Source organism: Caballeronia sp. (genome assembly GCF_049581465.1).
In the GTDB taxonomy this organism is placed as follows: Bacteria; Pseudomonadota; Gammaproteobacteria; order Burkholderiales; family Burkholderiaceae; genus Caballeronia.
This window is the reverse complement of the sequence record NZ_JBAUSA010000689.1, coordinates 1-15,384: the sequence shown is the minus strand read 5'-3', so window position 1 is coordinate 15,384 and position 15,384 is coordinate 1. Positions and strand designations below refer to the sequence as shown.

Annotated in this window: 13 protein-coding genes; 4 read left to right on the top strand and 9 right to left on the bottom strand. The window is 60.3% G+C overall.

All coding sequences use genetic code 11. The features are described from left to right. Positions 1 to 337 precede the first annotated feature (337 nt). The 4 genes from htpX to def all read right to left on the bottom strand — a co-directional run bounded on the left by htpX (position 338) and on the right by def (position 3,536). Positions 338 to 1,195, bottom strand: a complete 858-nt coding sequence (gene htpX, locus WCA53_RS17025) for a zinc metalloprotease HtpX (RefSeq protein WP_423912843.1) — start codon at positions 1,193 to 1,195, stop codon at positions 338 to 340. 97 nt (positions 1,196 to 1,292) lie between these two features. Beyond that, positions 1,293 to 1,937, bottom strand: coding sequence for a LysE family translocator (locus tag WCA53_RS17020; RefSeq protein WP_423912839.1), 645 nt, complete (start codon positions 1,935 to 1,937; stop codon positions 1,293 to 1,295). Positions 1,938 to 1,990: 53 nt separating this feature from the next. Beyond that, positions 1,991 to 2,983, bottom strand: coding sequence for a methionyl-tRNA formyltransferase (gene fmt / locus WCA53_RS17015; RefSeq protein WP_423912835.1), 993 nt, complete (start codon positions 2,981 to 2,983; stop codon positions 1,991 to 1,993). A 49-nt stretch (positions 2,984 to 3,032) separates the two neighbouring features. Then, positions 3,033 to 3,536 (bottom strand): peptide deformylase, encoded by a 504-nt coding sequence (gene def / locus WCA53_RS17010; RefSeq protein WP_423912832.1) that lies wholly within the window; start codon positions 3,534 to 3,536, stop codon positions 3,033 to 3,035. 223 nt (positions 3,537 to 3,759) lie between these two features. On the opposite strand from def, the gene dprA reads away from it, so the two are divergent. The 3 genes from dprA to WCA53_RS16995 all read left to right on the top strand — a co-directional run bounded on the left by dprA (position 3,760) and on the right by WCA53_RS16995 (position 8,409). Then, positions 3,760 to 5,085: a DNA-processing protein DprA gene (gene dprA, locus WCA53_RS17005; RefSeq protein WP_423912830.1), complete on the top strand. Its 1,326-nt coding sequence runs from the start codon at positions 3,760 to 3,762 to the stop codon at positions 5,083 to 5,085. An 80-nt stretch (positions 5,086 to 5,165) separates the two neighbouring features. Continuing rightward, on the top strand, positions 5,166 to 5,543 hold the full coding sequence (locus WCA53_RS17000; RefSeq protein ID WP_423912848.1) for a thioredoxin family protein: 378 nt from the start codon (positions 5,166 to 5,168) through the stop codon (positions 5,541 to 5,543). Between the two features lie 223 nt (positions 5,544 to 5,766). Beyond that, the gene (locus WCA53_RS16995) at positions 5,767 to 8,409 is read left to right on the top strand and encodes a DNA topoisomerase III (protein ID WP_423912827.1); all 2,643 of its coding nucleotides are present in this window, start codon (positions 5,767 to 5,769) and stop codon (positions 8,407 to 8,409) included. A 145-nt stretch (positions 8,410 to 8,554) separates the two neighbouring features. Here WCA53_RS16995 and WCA53_RS16990 read toward each other — a convergent pair whose 3' ends face one another. Together WCA53_RS16990 and WCA53_RS16985 are read right to left on the bottom strand one after the other, a co-directional pair. Then, positions 8,555 to 9,661 carry a LysR family transcriptional regulator gene (locus WCA53_RS16990; RefSeq protein ID WP_423912823.1) on the bottom strand — a complete coding sequence of 369 codons (1,107 nt, stop codon included), beginning with the start codon at positions 9,659 to 9,661 and terminating at the stop codon, positions 8,555 to 8,557. A gap of 318 nt (positions 9,662 to 9,979) precedes the next feature. After that, complete coding sequence (locus WCA53_RS16985) at positions 9,980 to 11,836, bottom strand: phosphoenolpyruvate carboxykinase (GTP) (RefSeq protein WP_423912819.1); 1,857 nt, start codon at positions 11,834 to 11,836, stop codon at positions 9,980 to 9,982. 439 nt (positions 11,837 to 12,275) lie between these two features. On the opposite strand from WCA53_RS16985, the gene WCA53_RS16980 reads away from it, so the two are divergent. Next, the gene (locus tag WCA53_RS16980; protein WP_423912846.1) at positions 12,276 to 13,289 is read left to right on the top strand and encodes a D-2-hydroxyacid dehydrogenase family protein; all 1,014 of its coding nucleotides are present in this window, start codon (positions 12,276 to 12,278) and stop codon (positions 13,287 to 13,289) included. An 18-nt stretch (positions 13,290 to 13,307) separates the two neighbouring features. Here the strand turns inward: WCA53_RS16980 and WCA53_RS16975 are convergent, their stop codons facing one another. Genes WCA53_RS16975 through WCA53_RS16965 form a run of 3 tightly spaced genes read right to left on the bottom strand, consistent with a single transcriptional unit; the run spans position 13,308 to position 15,151 of the window. Then, entirely contained in the window at positions 13,308 to 13,778 is a 471-nt protein-coding gene (locus WCA53_RS16975; RefSeq protein ID WP_423912816.1) for an OsmC family protein, read from the bottom strand. A gap of 55 nt (positions 13,779 to 13,833) precedes the next feature. Then, complete coding sequence (locus WCA53_RS16970) at positions 13,834 to 14,694, bottom strand: patatin-like phospholipase family protein (protein WP_423912813.1); 861 nt, start codon at positions 14,692 to 14,694, stop codon at positions 13,834 to 13,836. A gap of 52 nt (positions 14,695 to 14,746) precedes the next feature. After that, a complete protein-coding gene (locus WCA53_RS16965; RefSeq protein WP_423912811.1) occupies positions 14,747 to 15,151 on the bottom strand; it encodes a PaaI family thioesterase in 405 nt (134 codons plus the stop codon). Between the last annotated feature and the right edge of the window lie 233 nt (positions 15,152 to 15,384).

The following is a 15,384-nucleotide window of genomic DNA, read 5'->3' as shown; positions in this document are numbered from 1 at the left end:
GCGCGGCGGCATCAAGTGCGAACGCCAGCGAGTCGGGAGCGACGTCAAGCGTGGCGAGACGTGCGTCGGACGGCGTCCGGCTGTTGTCCGCCGATGAAGCGGCGCGGCGTCGGGAAGGCTTTTCGGTCATGTCGGAATCAGGGTGTTCGAGCCGGCCAACGCCGGTCCGCACAAACGACACATTGTAACTTGCGGGGCATTTGCGCCGAACAATGGCGGGTCGATGCTGACCGTTCGGCCGATGTTTCTTCTATTTTCTGACGAGCGTCCCAAAAAACATCGCCGCTTACGCGGCGATGTTTTTTTACGGGCAGACACGAAGATCAAAAGCCGCGGGTCACTCCATGCGTCCGGTCCGCGCCATTTCCATCAGGCGCGCGACGCGCTCTTCGGTCGCCGGATGAGTCGAGAACAACTTCGAGATCCCGCCCCCGGCTAGCGGATTCATGATCATCATCTGTGCGGTGGCGGGATGTTGTTCCGCCGCCGGGAACGGAATACCCGCGGCGAACGCGTGAATCTTTTCGAGCGCGCTCGCGAGCGCTTGCGGATCGCCGGAAATCTGCGCGCCGCCACGATCGGCTTCGAATTCGCGCGCCCGCGATATCGCCATCTGGATCAACGCGCCGGCAAGCGGGGCAAGCATTGCAACCGCGATGCTGGCGATCGGATTCGATCTGCGCCCGTCCGAATCGCGGCCGCCGAAGAACATGGCGAAATTCGCGAGCGCGGAAATCGCGCCGGCCATGGTTGCCGAAACGGTCGAAATCAGGATGTCGCGATGCTTCACGTGCGCGAGTTCATGCGCCATCACGCCGCGCAATTCGCGTTCGGACAGCACGCGCAAAATACCGGTCGTCGCCGCAACGGCCGCGTGCTCGGGGTTGCGGCCGGTCGCGAATGCGTTCGGCGCGTCTTCCGTGATCAGGTAGACACGCGGCATGGGCAACTGCGCACGCGTGGCGAGCTCACGAATCATTCGATAAAACTGCGGCGCGCTGGCTTCGTCGACTTCCTGTGCGTTGTACATCTTGAGCACGAGCTTGTCGGAGAACCAGTACGAGAAGAAATTCATCGCGAGGGCGACGATCAGCGCGAGCATCATGCCCTTGCTGCCGCCGACCACGCCGCCGATCACAACGAACAGGGCCGTGATCGCAGCCATCAGCATCGCGGTTTTGACCCAATTGAACATGTCTTGAACTCCCTACCTATATCAGTGCGCGAGGCGCGAATGGTTAGCCAACGAGTGTAAGCAAACTGTTAGATAGGGGTATCGCGGAATAATTCAATCACCTGTGCGACGTGGCGAGCTTGAGCCCCAAGCTGACGAACGCACTTCCAACCACCCGATCCAGCCATTTCTTGACCGCAGGCTTACCGGAAAATCGTTGCGTCACGCTGCCTGCGATCCATGCCACGAACGTGTTCCAGACGGTGCTCATCAGCACGAATACCGAGCCTAGCGCAAGGAAGGTGACGACCTTGTTCGGGCTATCCGCAGCAACGAATTGCGGGAAAAACGACACGAAAAACAGCACCACTTTTGGGTTCAGCACGTTCGTGACGAAGCCTTGCGTGAAGAGTTGGCGAAGCGACTTCGGCGCTGATCGAACCGACGCTTGCTCGGTTTTTCCCGCTTCCTCCGACGGTCTAACGAACAGCAACCGTACTCCGAGATAGATCAGATAAATCGCGCCGGCAAACTTGACGATCGTGAACGCCGTCGCCGATGCCGCCAGCAACGCCGTCAGGCCGAACGCACATGCAAGCGTATGGACCACACATCCCGCCGATATCCCGAGCGCCGATACCACGCCCGCGCCACGGCCCTGCGCCACGCTTCGGCCCACGATATAAGCCGTGTCGGGCCCCGGCGTAACGTTGAGCAACATGACGGCGGCGACAAACAGCGTGAAACCGGTGATTCCGAGCATTGCGGGACCCTTCGTACGGTGGCTATAGATAGAGGCGGTAAGTGAGGTCGGCTTCAAGCGCCGGGCGCGACTTCCTGAAGTTCGAATCGCTGTCCTTTCACAATAGGCGATCCGCCCAGAAATTCTCTTACAGGAAGGCGTTTGCCACCGGGTTTCTGCAATTGCGTAATTCGCAGCGCGCCTTGGCCGCAAGCGACGACGACCCCGTCCGCGCCACTATCCACAATCTCTCCCGGCTCAGCTTCGGTCGAACGCTCAACGGCCTCCGCCGCCCAGATTTTCACGACAACGCCATCCAGCTTGCCGAACGCGCCCGGAAACGGATCGAAGGCCCGGATCTGGCGTGCCAGGACGCTCGCCGGCCGACGCCAGTCAAGCGCCGCTTCGTGCTTGGCAATTTTCTCCGCGTAGGTCACGCCGCCTTCCGGTTGCGGCCGCGACGCCAGCGTGCCGTCGCGCTCCAGATCTCGCAGCGCCCCGACAACCATGTCCGCACCGAGTTGCGCCATGCGATCGTGGAGCGTGGCCGTTGTGTCGCCCGGTGAGATCGGCAGGCGGCCTTCCCGAATCATGGCGCCTGTATCTAGCCCCGCGTCCATCTGCATCAGCGTAATGCCGGTTTCAGCGTCCCCGGCTTCGAGCGCCCGATGTATCGGCGCGGCGCCTCTCCAGCGGGGCAGCAGCGACCCGTGGATGTTGAGCGAACCGTGTGGCGCGATGTCCAGCACTTCTTGCGGAAGGATGAGCCCATAGGCTGCCACCACCATGACGTCGTGCGGCGTTGCCTTGAGCCGCTCAATCGCGGCCGCCGCCTCTTCGGGATATTTCCCGTTCCGGCGCAACGACGTGGGTTGCGCCACCGGAATTGCGTGTTCGACGGCAAATTGCTTGACCGGACTCGAGGCGAGCTTCAGCCCTCGTCCAGCGGGGCGGTCGGGCTGGGTCAGCACAAGCGGTACAGCGAATCCCGCCGCGTGAATCGCGGCCAACGCGGTGGCTGCAAATTCAGGGGTTCCAGCAAACACGACACGCAGCGATTGAGTCATCTATCGGGCAACCTGCAAAAACCAACGTAAAACGACCTGAAGCAACAGCTTAAAGCGCCTTTTCAAGCTTCTTCATCTTGCCGCGAATCCGCGTTTGCTTGAGCGGCGACAAATACTCCACGAACACGCGCCCCATCAAATGATCCATTTCGTGTTGGATGCATACCGCGAGGAGGCCTTCACAATCGATTTCGAATGTCTCGCCCTTTTCGTTCAGCGCCCGCACGCGAACCTGCTCTGCCCGCTCGACAAAATCGTAGATTCCCGGCACCGACAGGCAGCCTTCCTCGTATTCCTTTCGCTCGTCGCTGGACCACACGATCTCGGGATTGATGAACGCCTGAAGGTGGTCGTGCGTATCCGACACGTCGATCACGATCACGCGTACGTGGGCATCGACCTGAGTCGCCGCCAGGCCGACGCCCGGAGCCGCGTACATCGTTTCGCCCAGGTCGGCGACGAGCTTGCGAATCCGGTCATCGACCACTTCTACGGGCTTTGCGACCTTGTGCAGCCGCTTGTCCGGGTACGTCAGTATGTGCAGAAGAGCCATGATTCAAATTATCGACGCACGCCGCAGCGCGCGATAGTCGGCCATTCGGCCAGGTTGTAAAAGAGTCCAGGTATCGCGAAGATGATTGGGTCGAATCGCGCTGGTTCAACGTGTCTTGAAACGCGGGTCCGGCGCAGTCAATTTCGCGACGACGCCTTGTCGGAACGGCCCCAGCATGCTCCGTTCGACAAACCTTTCGTATTTCGGGATATGAAATTTTACCATGACCCCTTTCGTGCTGCCGACCCCTGAAGACCCGCCCTGTCTGGCCGCAACCGAGCCACAGGACTTCCGCGCGTGGCTGCACCTGGCACAGGCTAACGGCCTTTCGCCCATTGCGTTACGGGCATTGCTGGCCGCGTTCGGTAGCCCGCACGCGGTGCTGGAACAGTCGTTCGGCGCGTTGACGTCAGTGGCAGGCGAAAAGGCAGCACGCGCCGTGCTCGCGCCGCCCGCGAATTCGGCGCTCGGCTCTTTCAACGAATGCGTGGAGAGGACGATCGAATGGGCGTCGGCGGCCGGTAATGCCGTGATCACGCTGGCCGACTCGGCCTACCCACGGGCGCTGCTGACCATGCCCGATCCGCCGCCGCTGCTATATGTAAAGGGACGGCTGGAATTGTTGCAGGCGCGGGCGGTGGCGATCGTCGGCAGTCGGGGAGCGAGTCAACAGGGAATCGAAGACGCGCGGCGCTTCGCTCACGCGCTCTCCAATGCAGGACTGGCCGTGGTGTCGGGACTGGCGCTGGGCATTGACGGGGCGGCGCATCGGGGCGCGCTGGAAGGCGCGGGCAGCACCATTGCCGTGATTGGGACCGGCGCGGATCTCGTGTATCCGTCGCAACATCACGCGCTCGCCCACGAAATTGCAACGTGCGGTGCAATTCTGTCGGAATGGCCACTTGGCACGCCTGCCCGGTCGGCGAATTTTCCACAACGTAATCGCTTGATTGCGGGGCTGGTCGGCGGCGTGCTGATTGTCGAAGCGGCCATGCGTTCGGGATCGCTGATCACCGCGCGGCTGGCAAACGAAATGGGCCGCGACGTGTTCGCCATTCCCGGGTCAATCCATGCGCCGTTGTCACGCGGTTGTCATCGCATGATCAAGCAGGGGGCGAAGCTCGTCGAAACGCCCGAAGATATTCTGGAAGAGTTCGGTTTCGCGGTGGCGAGCGAAGCGGCTGCGCGCGCGCCGGAGGCGCTTCGGCGGGACCGGCGGCTGGTTCAGCGTGCTGGCCATTCCGCTTCGATTAAAACCGAAGCCGAGGCCGAAGCAGGCGAATTCACGCTGAGCCTCGCCAGCGCGTCACCGCACCCCAAGGCGACCGCGCCGGTAACGGCATCCTGGGCGTCTGCGTCGATAAAACCCGCCAACCCTGAGGCTGACCGCCTGCTCGACGCCCTCGGCCACGCGCCCGCGACGCTTGAAATTCTTGCAGAACGCACCGAACTGAGCGGCGCCACGTTACAAAGTCTGCTGTTGCAACTGGAATTGGCCGGCAGAATCGGCGCGCTTCCGGGCGGCCGCTTTACCCGTATCGGAGGATGATTGAGCCACGCCGTGCTACATTCGCCACGAAATCCGCCTTGCTCGTCGCGGATAAACGCACCCAGGACCGCCAGAAAGAAATGCCCGCACTCAATCTAGACACCGACGCCGAACAGATCGCCGAGCGCATGGCCGATGCCAAAACGCTGCTGGTTGCCTGCCTGTGCGCGGAATGGTGCGGAACTTGTCGTGACTATCGGGAAGGTTTTGACCGCCTGGCCGATGCCCATCCAGAAATCTGCTTCGCGTGGATCGACATTGAGAATCAGGCGGATCGTTTCGATGACCTCGACGTGGAAAATTTCCCGACGATCCTGATCGAAGACCACGTCACCACTCGTTTTTTTGGCACGGTGTTGCCACAAACTTCTATTGTCGCGCGTATGTTGACGGATCTGGGCGCGCTGCCTGACATGGTTGGCGCACCAAAATTGCGCCCCGCGCTGATTGAGGCCTGAACGCGCAAACGAGCAAAAATCATTCGTGCGCGCTACCAGAAACGATGTCCGCGTCTGGATCGCCAGGCGCTCAGATTCGCCGACCGGTAACGCCCATTTCACCAAATGCCAGTCCGCGCCCTGCACTCCATATGCTATAAAGCGGACGTTAACGGGTCCCAAGCTCGGTCGCCCCAAGGCGCCAAAGCACGGGCCTCATGCCAGTCTCTAACTAAATCGAGTCATGTCCAAAGCCCTGATCATCGCTGAAAAGCCTTCCGTCGCGAACGATATCGCGCGCGCGTTGGGCGGCTTCACCAAGCATGACGAGTATTACGAAAGCGACGAATACGTGCTTTCGTCGGCGGTCGGCCACCTGCTCGAAATCGCCGCGCCCGAAGAATACGAAGTGAAGCGCGGCAAATGGAGCTTTGCCAATCTCCCCGTCATTCCGCCGCATTTCGACCTGAACCCGATCGCGAAAACCGAATCGCGGCTCAAGGTGCTGACCAAGCTGCTCAAGCGCAAGGACGTGGATCGTCTGATCAATGCCTGCGACGCCGGGCGTGAAGGCGAGCTGATTTTTCGCCTGATCGCGCAGCACGCCAAGGCCAAGCAGCCGGTGCAGCGCCTCTGGCTCCAGTCGATGACCGCGGGTTCCATCCGCGACGGGTTCGCGCACCTGCGCAGCGACGCAGACATGCAGCCGCTCGCCGACGCCGCTCGTTGCCGCTCTGAAGCCGACTGGCTCGTCGGCATCAATGGCACCCGCGCCATGACCGCGTTCAATAGCAAGGGCGGCGGTTTCTTCCTGACCACGGTGGGTCGCGTCCAGACGCCAACGTTGTCGATCGTCGTGGAACGTGAAGAAAAGATTCGCCGTTTCGTCGCGCGCGACTATTGGGAAGTGCGCGCTGAATTCATCGCGGCGAAGGGAATGTACGAGGGCCGTTGGTTCGACCCGAAATTCAAACGCGTCGAAAACGATCCCGAGCAGCGCGATTCCCGGCTGTGGAGCTTGCCTGCGGCTGAAACGATCGTCGCGGCTTGTCGCGGCAAGACCGGCACGGTAACGGAAGAAGCGAAACCGTCCACGCAGATGTCGCCGCTGTTGTTTGACTTGACGAGCTTGCAGCGCGAGGCGAATAGCCGGTTTGGCTTCTCGGCCAAGAACACGCTCGGCCTCGCTCAGGCGCTGTATGAAAAGCACAAGGTGCTGACCTATCCGCGTACCGACGCGCGCGCGTTGCCCGAGGATTACATCCCGACGGTGAAGGACACGCTCGCGATGTTGAAGGAGAGCAACAACTATTTGCCGCACGCGAAGCAGGTCCTGGACAAGGGCTGGGTGAAGCCGAACAAGCGCATCTTCGATAACTCCAAGATCAGCGATCACTTCGCCATCATCCCGACGCTGCAGGCGCCCAAGGTGTTGTCGGAGCCGGAGCAGAAGCTGTACGACCTCGTCGTGAAGCGTTTTCTCGCGGTGTTTTTCCCGGCGGCCGAATATCTGGTCACCACGCGCATCACCGAGGTATCCGGGCATCACTTCAAGACCGAAGGCAAGGTGCTCGTCGAACCGGGCTGGCTGCAGGTCTACGGCAAGGAAGTGAGCGGCGAAGACGCCAACCTGGTTCAAGTCCAGAAGGACGAAAAGGTTGATGTCGAGAAGGTTGCCGCGATTGGCCTCGTAACGAAACCACCGGCGCGATACAACGAAGCGTCGTTGCTGTCGGCCATGGAAGGCGCCGGCAAGCTGATCGAGGACGAGGAACTGCGCGAGGCAATGGCCGCGAAGGGATTGGGCACGCCTGCGACGCGGGCGGCGGTCATCGAAGGATTGCTGGGTGAGAAGTACATGGTTCGCGAAGGCCGCGAACTGATTCCTACCGCGAAGGCGTTCCAGTTGATGACCCTCCTGCGCGGCCTTGGCGTGGAGGAACTGACCGCGCCCGAGCTGACCGGCGAGTGGGAGCACAAGCTCGCGCAGATGGAACGCGGCAAGCTTCCGCGCGATGAGTTCATGCAGGAAATCGCGCGCATGACACAGGCCATCGTGAAGCGCGCGAAGGAATACGACTCGGACACCATTCCGGGGGACTATTCCACGCTCGAAACGCCTTGCCCGAATTGCGGAAGTCAGGTGAAGGAGAATTATCGACGGTTCGCTTGTACAAAATGCGAGTTCTCGATTTCGAAGATTCCTGGCGGACGGCAGTTCGAGATTCCCGAAGTCGAGCAGTTGATCAAGGACAAGACCATCGGGCCGCTGTCGGGTTTCCGCAGCAAAATGGGCCGGCCGTTCTCAGCGATCCTGAAGCTTTCGTTCGACGATGAAATCAAGAACTTCAAGCTGGAGTTCGATTTTGGCCAGGACAACGGCACCGAGGACGGCGAACCGCCGGACTTCTCGGAACAGACGTCGGTTGGCGCTTGTCCGAAGTGCCAATCGAAGGTGTTCGAGCTTGGCATGAGCTACGTATGCGAGAACTCGGTGGCGAATCCGAAGACTTGCGATTTCCGCTCGGGCAAAGTGATCTTGCAGCAGGAAATGACTCGCGAGCAGATGTCGAAATTGCTTGAGGAAGGACGCACGGATTTGCTGACTGGCTTCAAGTCATCGCGCACGGGGCGCAACTTCAAGGCGTTTTTGGTCAAGCAACCGGATGGCAAGATCGGCTTCGAGTTCGAGAAGAAAGAGCCCAAGCCCGGCGCGAAGACGGCTGTGAAGCGCGGTGCGGTCGCGGCGCCTGAGGCCGGGGCGGAAGAGGACGACGACGGCGACGTGGCGGTGGCGGCGAAGAAAACGACCGTGAAGGTGGCGGCGAAGAAAGCACCGGCCAAGAAGGCGGCAGCCAAGAAAGCGCCGGCTCGGAAGACTAGCTAGGCGCTGGCGGCTGCCTCTGGCTCTAGTTCGAGCCATGGCCAGCCGTTCAGCCGTTCAGCTGCAAAAAGGCCCGCGAAGCGCTTCGCGGGCCTTTTCATTCCAACGGGTTCGACAGCGTCCCCGCCACGCCACGCTCAAACCCCGCTTAAACCGGCGAAACCGCCGTAACCCGCGGCCGTGGCTTCACTGATTTCGTCTCGCGGGAACGGGCATCGACTGGACGTTCTTCAAAACGCGCGGCCCCTTCCGGCTCCGCATAAGCACCATGCGCGACGCGCGGCAGCGAATCGCCGACGAGAACCGGTTGCGAGCCAGGCGTGGCCAATCCGTCCTTGATCCATTGCTCGCCAAGCTGATGATTAGGCGTCTGGCTGAAATGTTCGACCAGATGATCGATGAACGTGCGCACCTTCGCCGGCAAATGCCGCCGGCTCGGATAGGCCACGTTGATCTCGACCTGCGGCAACCGATAATCGCTGAGGAGTCGAACCAGCGAACCGCGCGTGGTGTCGTTGCCGATCAGATAGCTCGGCAGAATCGCAACGCCCATGTCGAGCAGCGCGAACTGGCGCAGCATCTCGGTATTGTTCGCGACGATCACATTCGTCGGACGCACGCGCACTTCGCCCTCCGGACCGGTGAACACCCGTTCATCGCCGAAATACTCGGAGGGCAAGCTCAGCGACGGATGCGCGTTCAGGTCTTCAGGACGCGTCGGCACGCCGTGCTTCTTGAGGTACGCCGGCGTGGCGCACACGGTCAGGCAACCGGTCGTCAGGCGCCGCGTAACGATGCTCGCGCTGCGCATCTGGCGCGCGATGACGATGCCCACGTCAAAACCCTCTTCCACCAGGTCGACCTGCCGGTCCACCAGCGTCACGTCCGGCACGACTTTCGGATAACGCTCCGAGTAGCTCTGGAGCACGGGCGCGAGGTTATGCAAGCCGAACACGACCGGCGCGACAATGCGTAGCGATCCGACCGGCTCGTGATTGCGCGCAACGACCATTTGCTCGACGTCCTCGAGCTCATCGAGGATATGCCTTGCGCGCTCAAGATAGACCTGGCCGGACTCGGTGAGCGAGAGACTGCGCGTGGTCCGGTTCAGCAAGCGGGTGCCGAGACGCCCTTCGAGGTCCGCGACATGGCGCGTGGCCACGGCGTTCGAGATTTCCAGCGCACCGGCGGCACGAGCGAAACTGCCAAGGTCCGCGACTCGGATAAATACTTTCATCGACTGCAAATGATCCATCGGACAACTCCTGCTACAAAGCCAGCCTCAAAAAATTCCAGAAGCAATTGGGAATTATCCTAGGACTCGGCATTTCGTGCAGAAGTTGCCAGAAAACGTATTTATTCGATAAAAGGTTTGGGCTTTATGTCGCCGCAGGATGCAATATTACCAATTGTTGCTGTTTTGGGCACATGAAAGCTACTTTCACGGTGAGCCGGAAAATATTGAAATGGTGGCGAACGCCATATTGATAAGGCAGGCGCGCAATGGAATGGGGCCGCGGATGCGGCCCCAAATCCTCGATTAACGTCAAATTTCACGCTAATCTGTGAACGCTTACGACAATGCCGCCAAGCGCCTTTCGATCTGCATTTTGACCGCGGGCAGGTCGGCCGGTAGGCCTTGAGAGAGTTTCGTGAACAATTCCTCATGCAGAGCAAGTTCCTCGCGCCACGCGGAATCTTTCACTGCAATCACGCTTTCAAACTGCTCGCGCGTGAAATCGAGCGTGCCCCAGTCGATGTCCTCGTACCCCGGCGACAGCCCGAACGCATGTTCCGCGCCCTTCGCCGTGCCTTCGATACGGCCGATCATCCAACTTAGCACGCGCATGTTGTCGCCGAAACCGGGCCACACAAACTTGCCGTCCGCGCCCTTGCGGAACCAGTTCACGCAGAAAATTTTCGGCAGCGTCGCGTCGAGTTGCGCGAGACGTTTGCCCATTTTCAGCCAGTGGTCGAAGTAGTCGCTCATGTTGTAGCCGCAGAACGGCAACATGGCGAACGGATCGCGGCGCACCACGCCTTGCTGGCCCGCCGCAGCCGCCGTGGTTTCGGAGCCCATCGTGGCGGCCATGTAGACGCCCTCGGCCCAGTCGCGGGCTTCGGTGACGAGCGGTACGGTGTCGGAGCGGCGGCCACCGAAGATGAACGCGTCGATAGCGACACCCGCAGGGTTTTCCCAGTCGGCGTCGACGGACGGACATTGCGCGGCCGGCGCCGTGAAGCGCGCGTTCGGATGGGCTGCCTTCTGCCCTGAGCCGGGCGTCCAGTCGTTGCCTTGCCAGTCGATTAGATGTGCCGGTGGCGTGTCCGTCATGCCTTCCCACCAGACGTCGCCGTCGTCGGTCAGGGCCACGTTCGTGAAGATCACGTTTTCCTTCAACGTCGCCATGGCGTTGAAGTTGGTCTTTTCACTGGTGCCGGGCGCCACGCCGAAGTAGCCCGCTTCCGGGTTGATCGCGTAGAGGCGGCCGTCGCGGCCGGGCTTGATCCAGGCGATGTCGTCGCCGATTGTGGAGACTGTCCAGCCCGACATGTCCTTCGGCGGGATCAGCATGGCGAAGTTGGTCTTGCCGCACGCCGACGGAAACGCTGCCGCGACGTGGTATTTGCGCCCTTCCGGCGACGTCACGCCGAGAATCAGCATGTGTTCGGCGAGCCAGCCTTCGTCGCGGCCCATGGTCGATGCAATCCGCAGCGCGAAACATTTCTTGCCAAGCAGCGCGTTGCCGCCATAGCCCGAGCCGAAGCTCCAGATCTCGCGGTCTTCAGGAAAATGGACGATGTATTTCGTGTCGCTGCACGGCCATGGCACGTCCTTCTGCCCCGCTAATAAAGGCGCGCCGACCGTATGTACGCACGGCACGAACGCGCCGTCGGCGCCGAGCACGTCATACACCGCGCGGCCCATGCGCGTCATGATGCGCATGTTTGTCACCACGTACGGGCTGTCGGTCAGTTCCACGCCAATGTGGGCGATCGGCGAACCGAGCGGGCCCATCGAAAAGGGGACTACGTACATCGTTCGGCCGCGCATGGCGCCTTCGAACAGACCCTCGAGCGTGAGTCGCATTTCCTTCGGATCGATCCAGTTATTGGTCGGCCCCGCCTCCTCGGGCCGAGCTGAACAGATGAACGTACGATCTTCGACGCGCGCAACATCCGACGGATCGGAGCACGCAAGATAGGAATTCGGCCGTTTGACCGGATCGAGTTTTCGCATGGTGCCGGCATCTACCATCTGCTGGCAAAGCCGGTCGTATTCGCTTTCCGAACCGTCGCACCATTCGATGCGGTCGGGCTTCGTCAGCGCGGCAATCTCCCTCACCCATTCAACGAGTTTTCGATTTTTGACGTATGCCGGTGCTTCGACATTGGCGATGTTTTGATCGACTACTTCAGACTGGCTCATTGCACTACTCCGTTCGTAAAAGAAAACGGTTGGCAACCCACCGGACGCTGAGCGCGAGAGGCGCTTTTCGCATCGCCCAATTCTTGCGCAGTCAAAAAGAGCGCGGGAATCGGCGACGCAGAAACTTTGCATGACGCGGTGGGTCGATCATCTTGGCTTACCGGCTGCAATCTGAATCGCGGCTTGCGTCGGTACGGAACAAGCTGTTAAAAAGGGATTAAGAATGTCTGCACGCGAAACCGGTTGTCCCGGCATTCATTTTTCTTTAACTGCCACAAAACACACCTGGGACGCTCGCTACACGGTACAGCTTAACGCGACGCAATAAGTCTTAGTTTGACGAATTTATACGTAATTACCCGAACTTAGCTCGGCGATTCCTTTCCATTTTAGAATTTTTGCAGCACGCTTGATGCCTACCCAAAGCCCATCCATGCCAATTAAAATTGCTATTCTTGACGATTATCAAGACGCCGTTCGTAAGCTAGATTGCTTCAACCTGCTCGCAGATCACGAAGTCAAGGTATTCAATAACACGGTGCGCGGGCTGGGACAGTTGGCTAGCAGACTATCGGAGGTCGAAGCGCTCGTGCTGATACGCGAACGTACGCGCATCAGTTCGCAACTCCTCGATAAGCTGCCGCGATTGCGCATGATCAGCCAGACGGGCAAGGTCGGCAGCCACATTGAAGTCGATGCCTGTACCGAGCGCGGGATCGCGGTGCTTGAGGGCAGTGGCTCGCCTATCGCGCCGGCGGAATTGACGTGGGCGCTGATCATGGCGGCCCAGCGCCGGATTCCTCAATATGTCGCGAACCTGAAGCAAGGCGCGTGGCAGCAATCCGGCCTGAAAACCTCTGCATTGCCGCCGAATTTCGGGCTCGGCCAAGTGCTGCGGGGGCAGACACTCGGCATTTGGGGTTACGGCAAGATCGGTCGATTACTGGCCGGATATGGCAAGGCATTCGGCATGAACGTGGTGATCTGGGGCCGCGAACATTCGCAGAAGGCGGCGCGCGAAGACGGCCTGAATGTGGCGGAAAGCCGCGAGGCATTGTTCGAGCAAAGCGATATCTTGTCGCTTCATCTACGGCTGCACGACGATACGCGCGGCATTGTGACTACCGCCGACCTCCTGCGCATGAAACCGACAGCGCTTTTCGTGAACACGAGCCGTGCTGAGTTGCTGGAGGAAAACGCGCTGCTCAATGCGTTGCATCACAACAGGCCGGGCATGGTCGCCATCGATGTGTTCGAAAGCGAGCCGATCCTGCAAGGCTATAGCCTGCTGCGCATGGAAAACGTGATTTGCACGCCGCATATTGGCTATGTGGAGCGCGAAAGCTACGAGCTTTATTTCAGCGCGGCCTTCCAGAACATTCTCGCTTTCGATGCCGGCGATATGTCCAGCGTCGCGAATCCGGACGCGCTGGTGGGCGGGCGGCGGCGCTGATTTAGTTGATTAAGTTCACTAAACGACTTCGGTTGCCGGTTCGCATCGAACGGGAAAGTTGACCGAGTTCGCGATGAAACAGAAGCGGTGCGCTTCGTCGTGCAGCCGTTCGGCCAGCGCGATGTGGCCACTCGCTCCGATCGTTACGCGGGGTCGCAGGAGGACATCGGTGAAACGGCCGCTTCCATTCGCCGACTCCTCCATTGTGCCCATGGCTTCGTCCATATAACCCGTGACCACGATGCCGTTCGTCGCGCAAAGGTGCAGGTACCAGAGCATGTGGCACGACGAAATCGACGCGACGAACAATTCTTCCGGATTGTGGTGCTTGGGGTCGCCGCGAAACGCCGGATCGCTCGATGCCGAGATGTCCGGCTTGTTCGCCACGCTAACGAGGTGGTCGCGCGAATAGGCGTCGTAGCGCGAAGTGCCGGAACCGAGGTCGCCGGTCCAGACGACTTGCGTCGAGTAGGTGTGGAGTTTGGGCATGGGTTTCTGGCTCCGGTTTTCGGTGTTGCTTCTGCGTTTTGGTATTGCGTTTTGCTCAGGCAAGCACGCTGGGCAAGCGCGTCAGGAATTGTTCCCCGTCCATTCGGCCGAGGTCGTACGCGTGCTGCATTTGCTGCGGATTCGTGTAATCCCAGCTTGAAATCGGCACCTTCCGCGACGGCTGTACATACACGCGGCGCTGATCGCCATTCGTGCCCTCGTTCACCACGAACATTTGCGGCCGCGGATAGATTCGCGTGACCATCACGAGCACGAGTCCCGGCGACGGATCGAGCGCGCCGACGGGAACATTGTCGACCATGCCGCCGTCCAGGACGGCGCGGCCGTTTCGGCGCATCACCGGGGTAAAAGGCGGCGTACTGGACGATTGCATGATCAGGTCGGCGAGATCGTCGATGCTCGCGCATGCCTGCGCCGTGACAAATTCTGGATGAAAACCGAGCGTCTGGCCGAGCGTGGGGTGCAGCGTCTTGCGTACGTATTTTTCGATGTTATACGCAATCAACCCCGCCACCACCGCGCTGCGTGCTCCGAGCCAACGCGGCAAATGCGACACGCCGATGCGAATCTCCGGCGCGTTTTGCAAGCTCGGAAACTCGTTGGCGAAGATATCGATTAGCGCCTGCCGGTAGATCCGATAGTGCGGAAACACGGATTCCTTGCGCAGCAAGTTGCCCCAATAGGCGTTTTTCGGGTTGTTGCGAAGCGCGTCCGCGTAGTACTTCATCACCCATTCGGAGCGGTTCAAGTACAGCATGCAGGCAGTGGCCGCGCCGGCCGAAATGCCCGTGATCACGCGGGGGCGCAACTTGAGTTCCGGTTGGACCACGTCCCAAAAACCGGCTTGCCACCAGCAGCGATTCCCGCCGCCAGCGAATACGACTTGATCGAACATTGTTGTTGGGTCTTTTAGGTTTTGGGGTTTTAAGTTTTCGGGTTTTCGGCCTTCACGCGAGGAGCATGACGGTGGTGGTTGCGTGCGCGACGAGTTGGCCGGTTTCATCGGTGAGTTCGATTTCGCCGAATATCAGATTGCGGCCACGACGCAGGATGCTTGCCTTGATGAGCACATCGCCGGCTTTTACCGCTTTCAGGAAGGTGGTCGTGAGCGTGACGGTGGTCATCGGCTGGAAACCGCCAAGCGCGTGCGAAATGGCGACGATCATCGCGGTATCGGCGGCGGCCATGAACACTTGGCCGCAAATCACGCCGCCCGCGTGGAGCAGTTTTTCGGCGTGCGGAAGGCGCAGCGTGACGCTTGTTTCCGTGACGCTTTCCGGCGTGAGCGCCAGGTCTCGGACCCACGGGGCAAAGGTGGTGCCGAGGAAAGCGCGGATGGCGGATTCGTCCATGGTGTCGTTGGCGAGGTGCTGTCGATGAATGAGGTAACGCGCGATGCGTGCGCCATGATAGCGGCTCGGGATAGTCCCCGGAACGGCGCATTTTGGGATCGCCGATGGCGCTGTTGGCGTTACGAGACGGGGCTTTCGCACATCATCGAGACGCTTTTTTCGGTTTTTCAGTCGCGGAAGGTTGCGCTATCCACAAAAACGTCGCTATAATTCGGATTCAGTTTTTCGGGGCG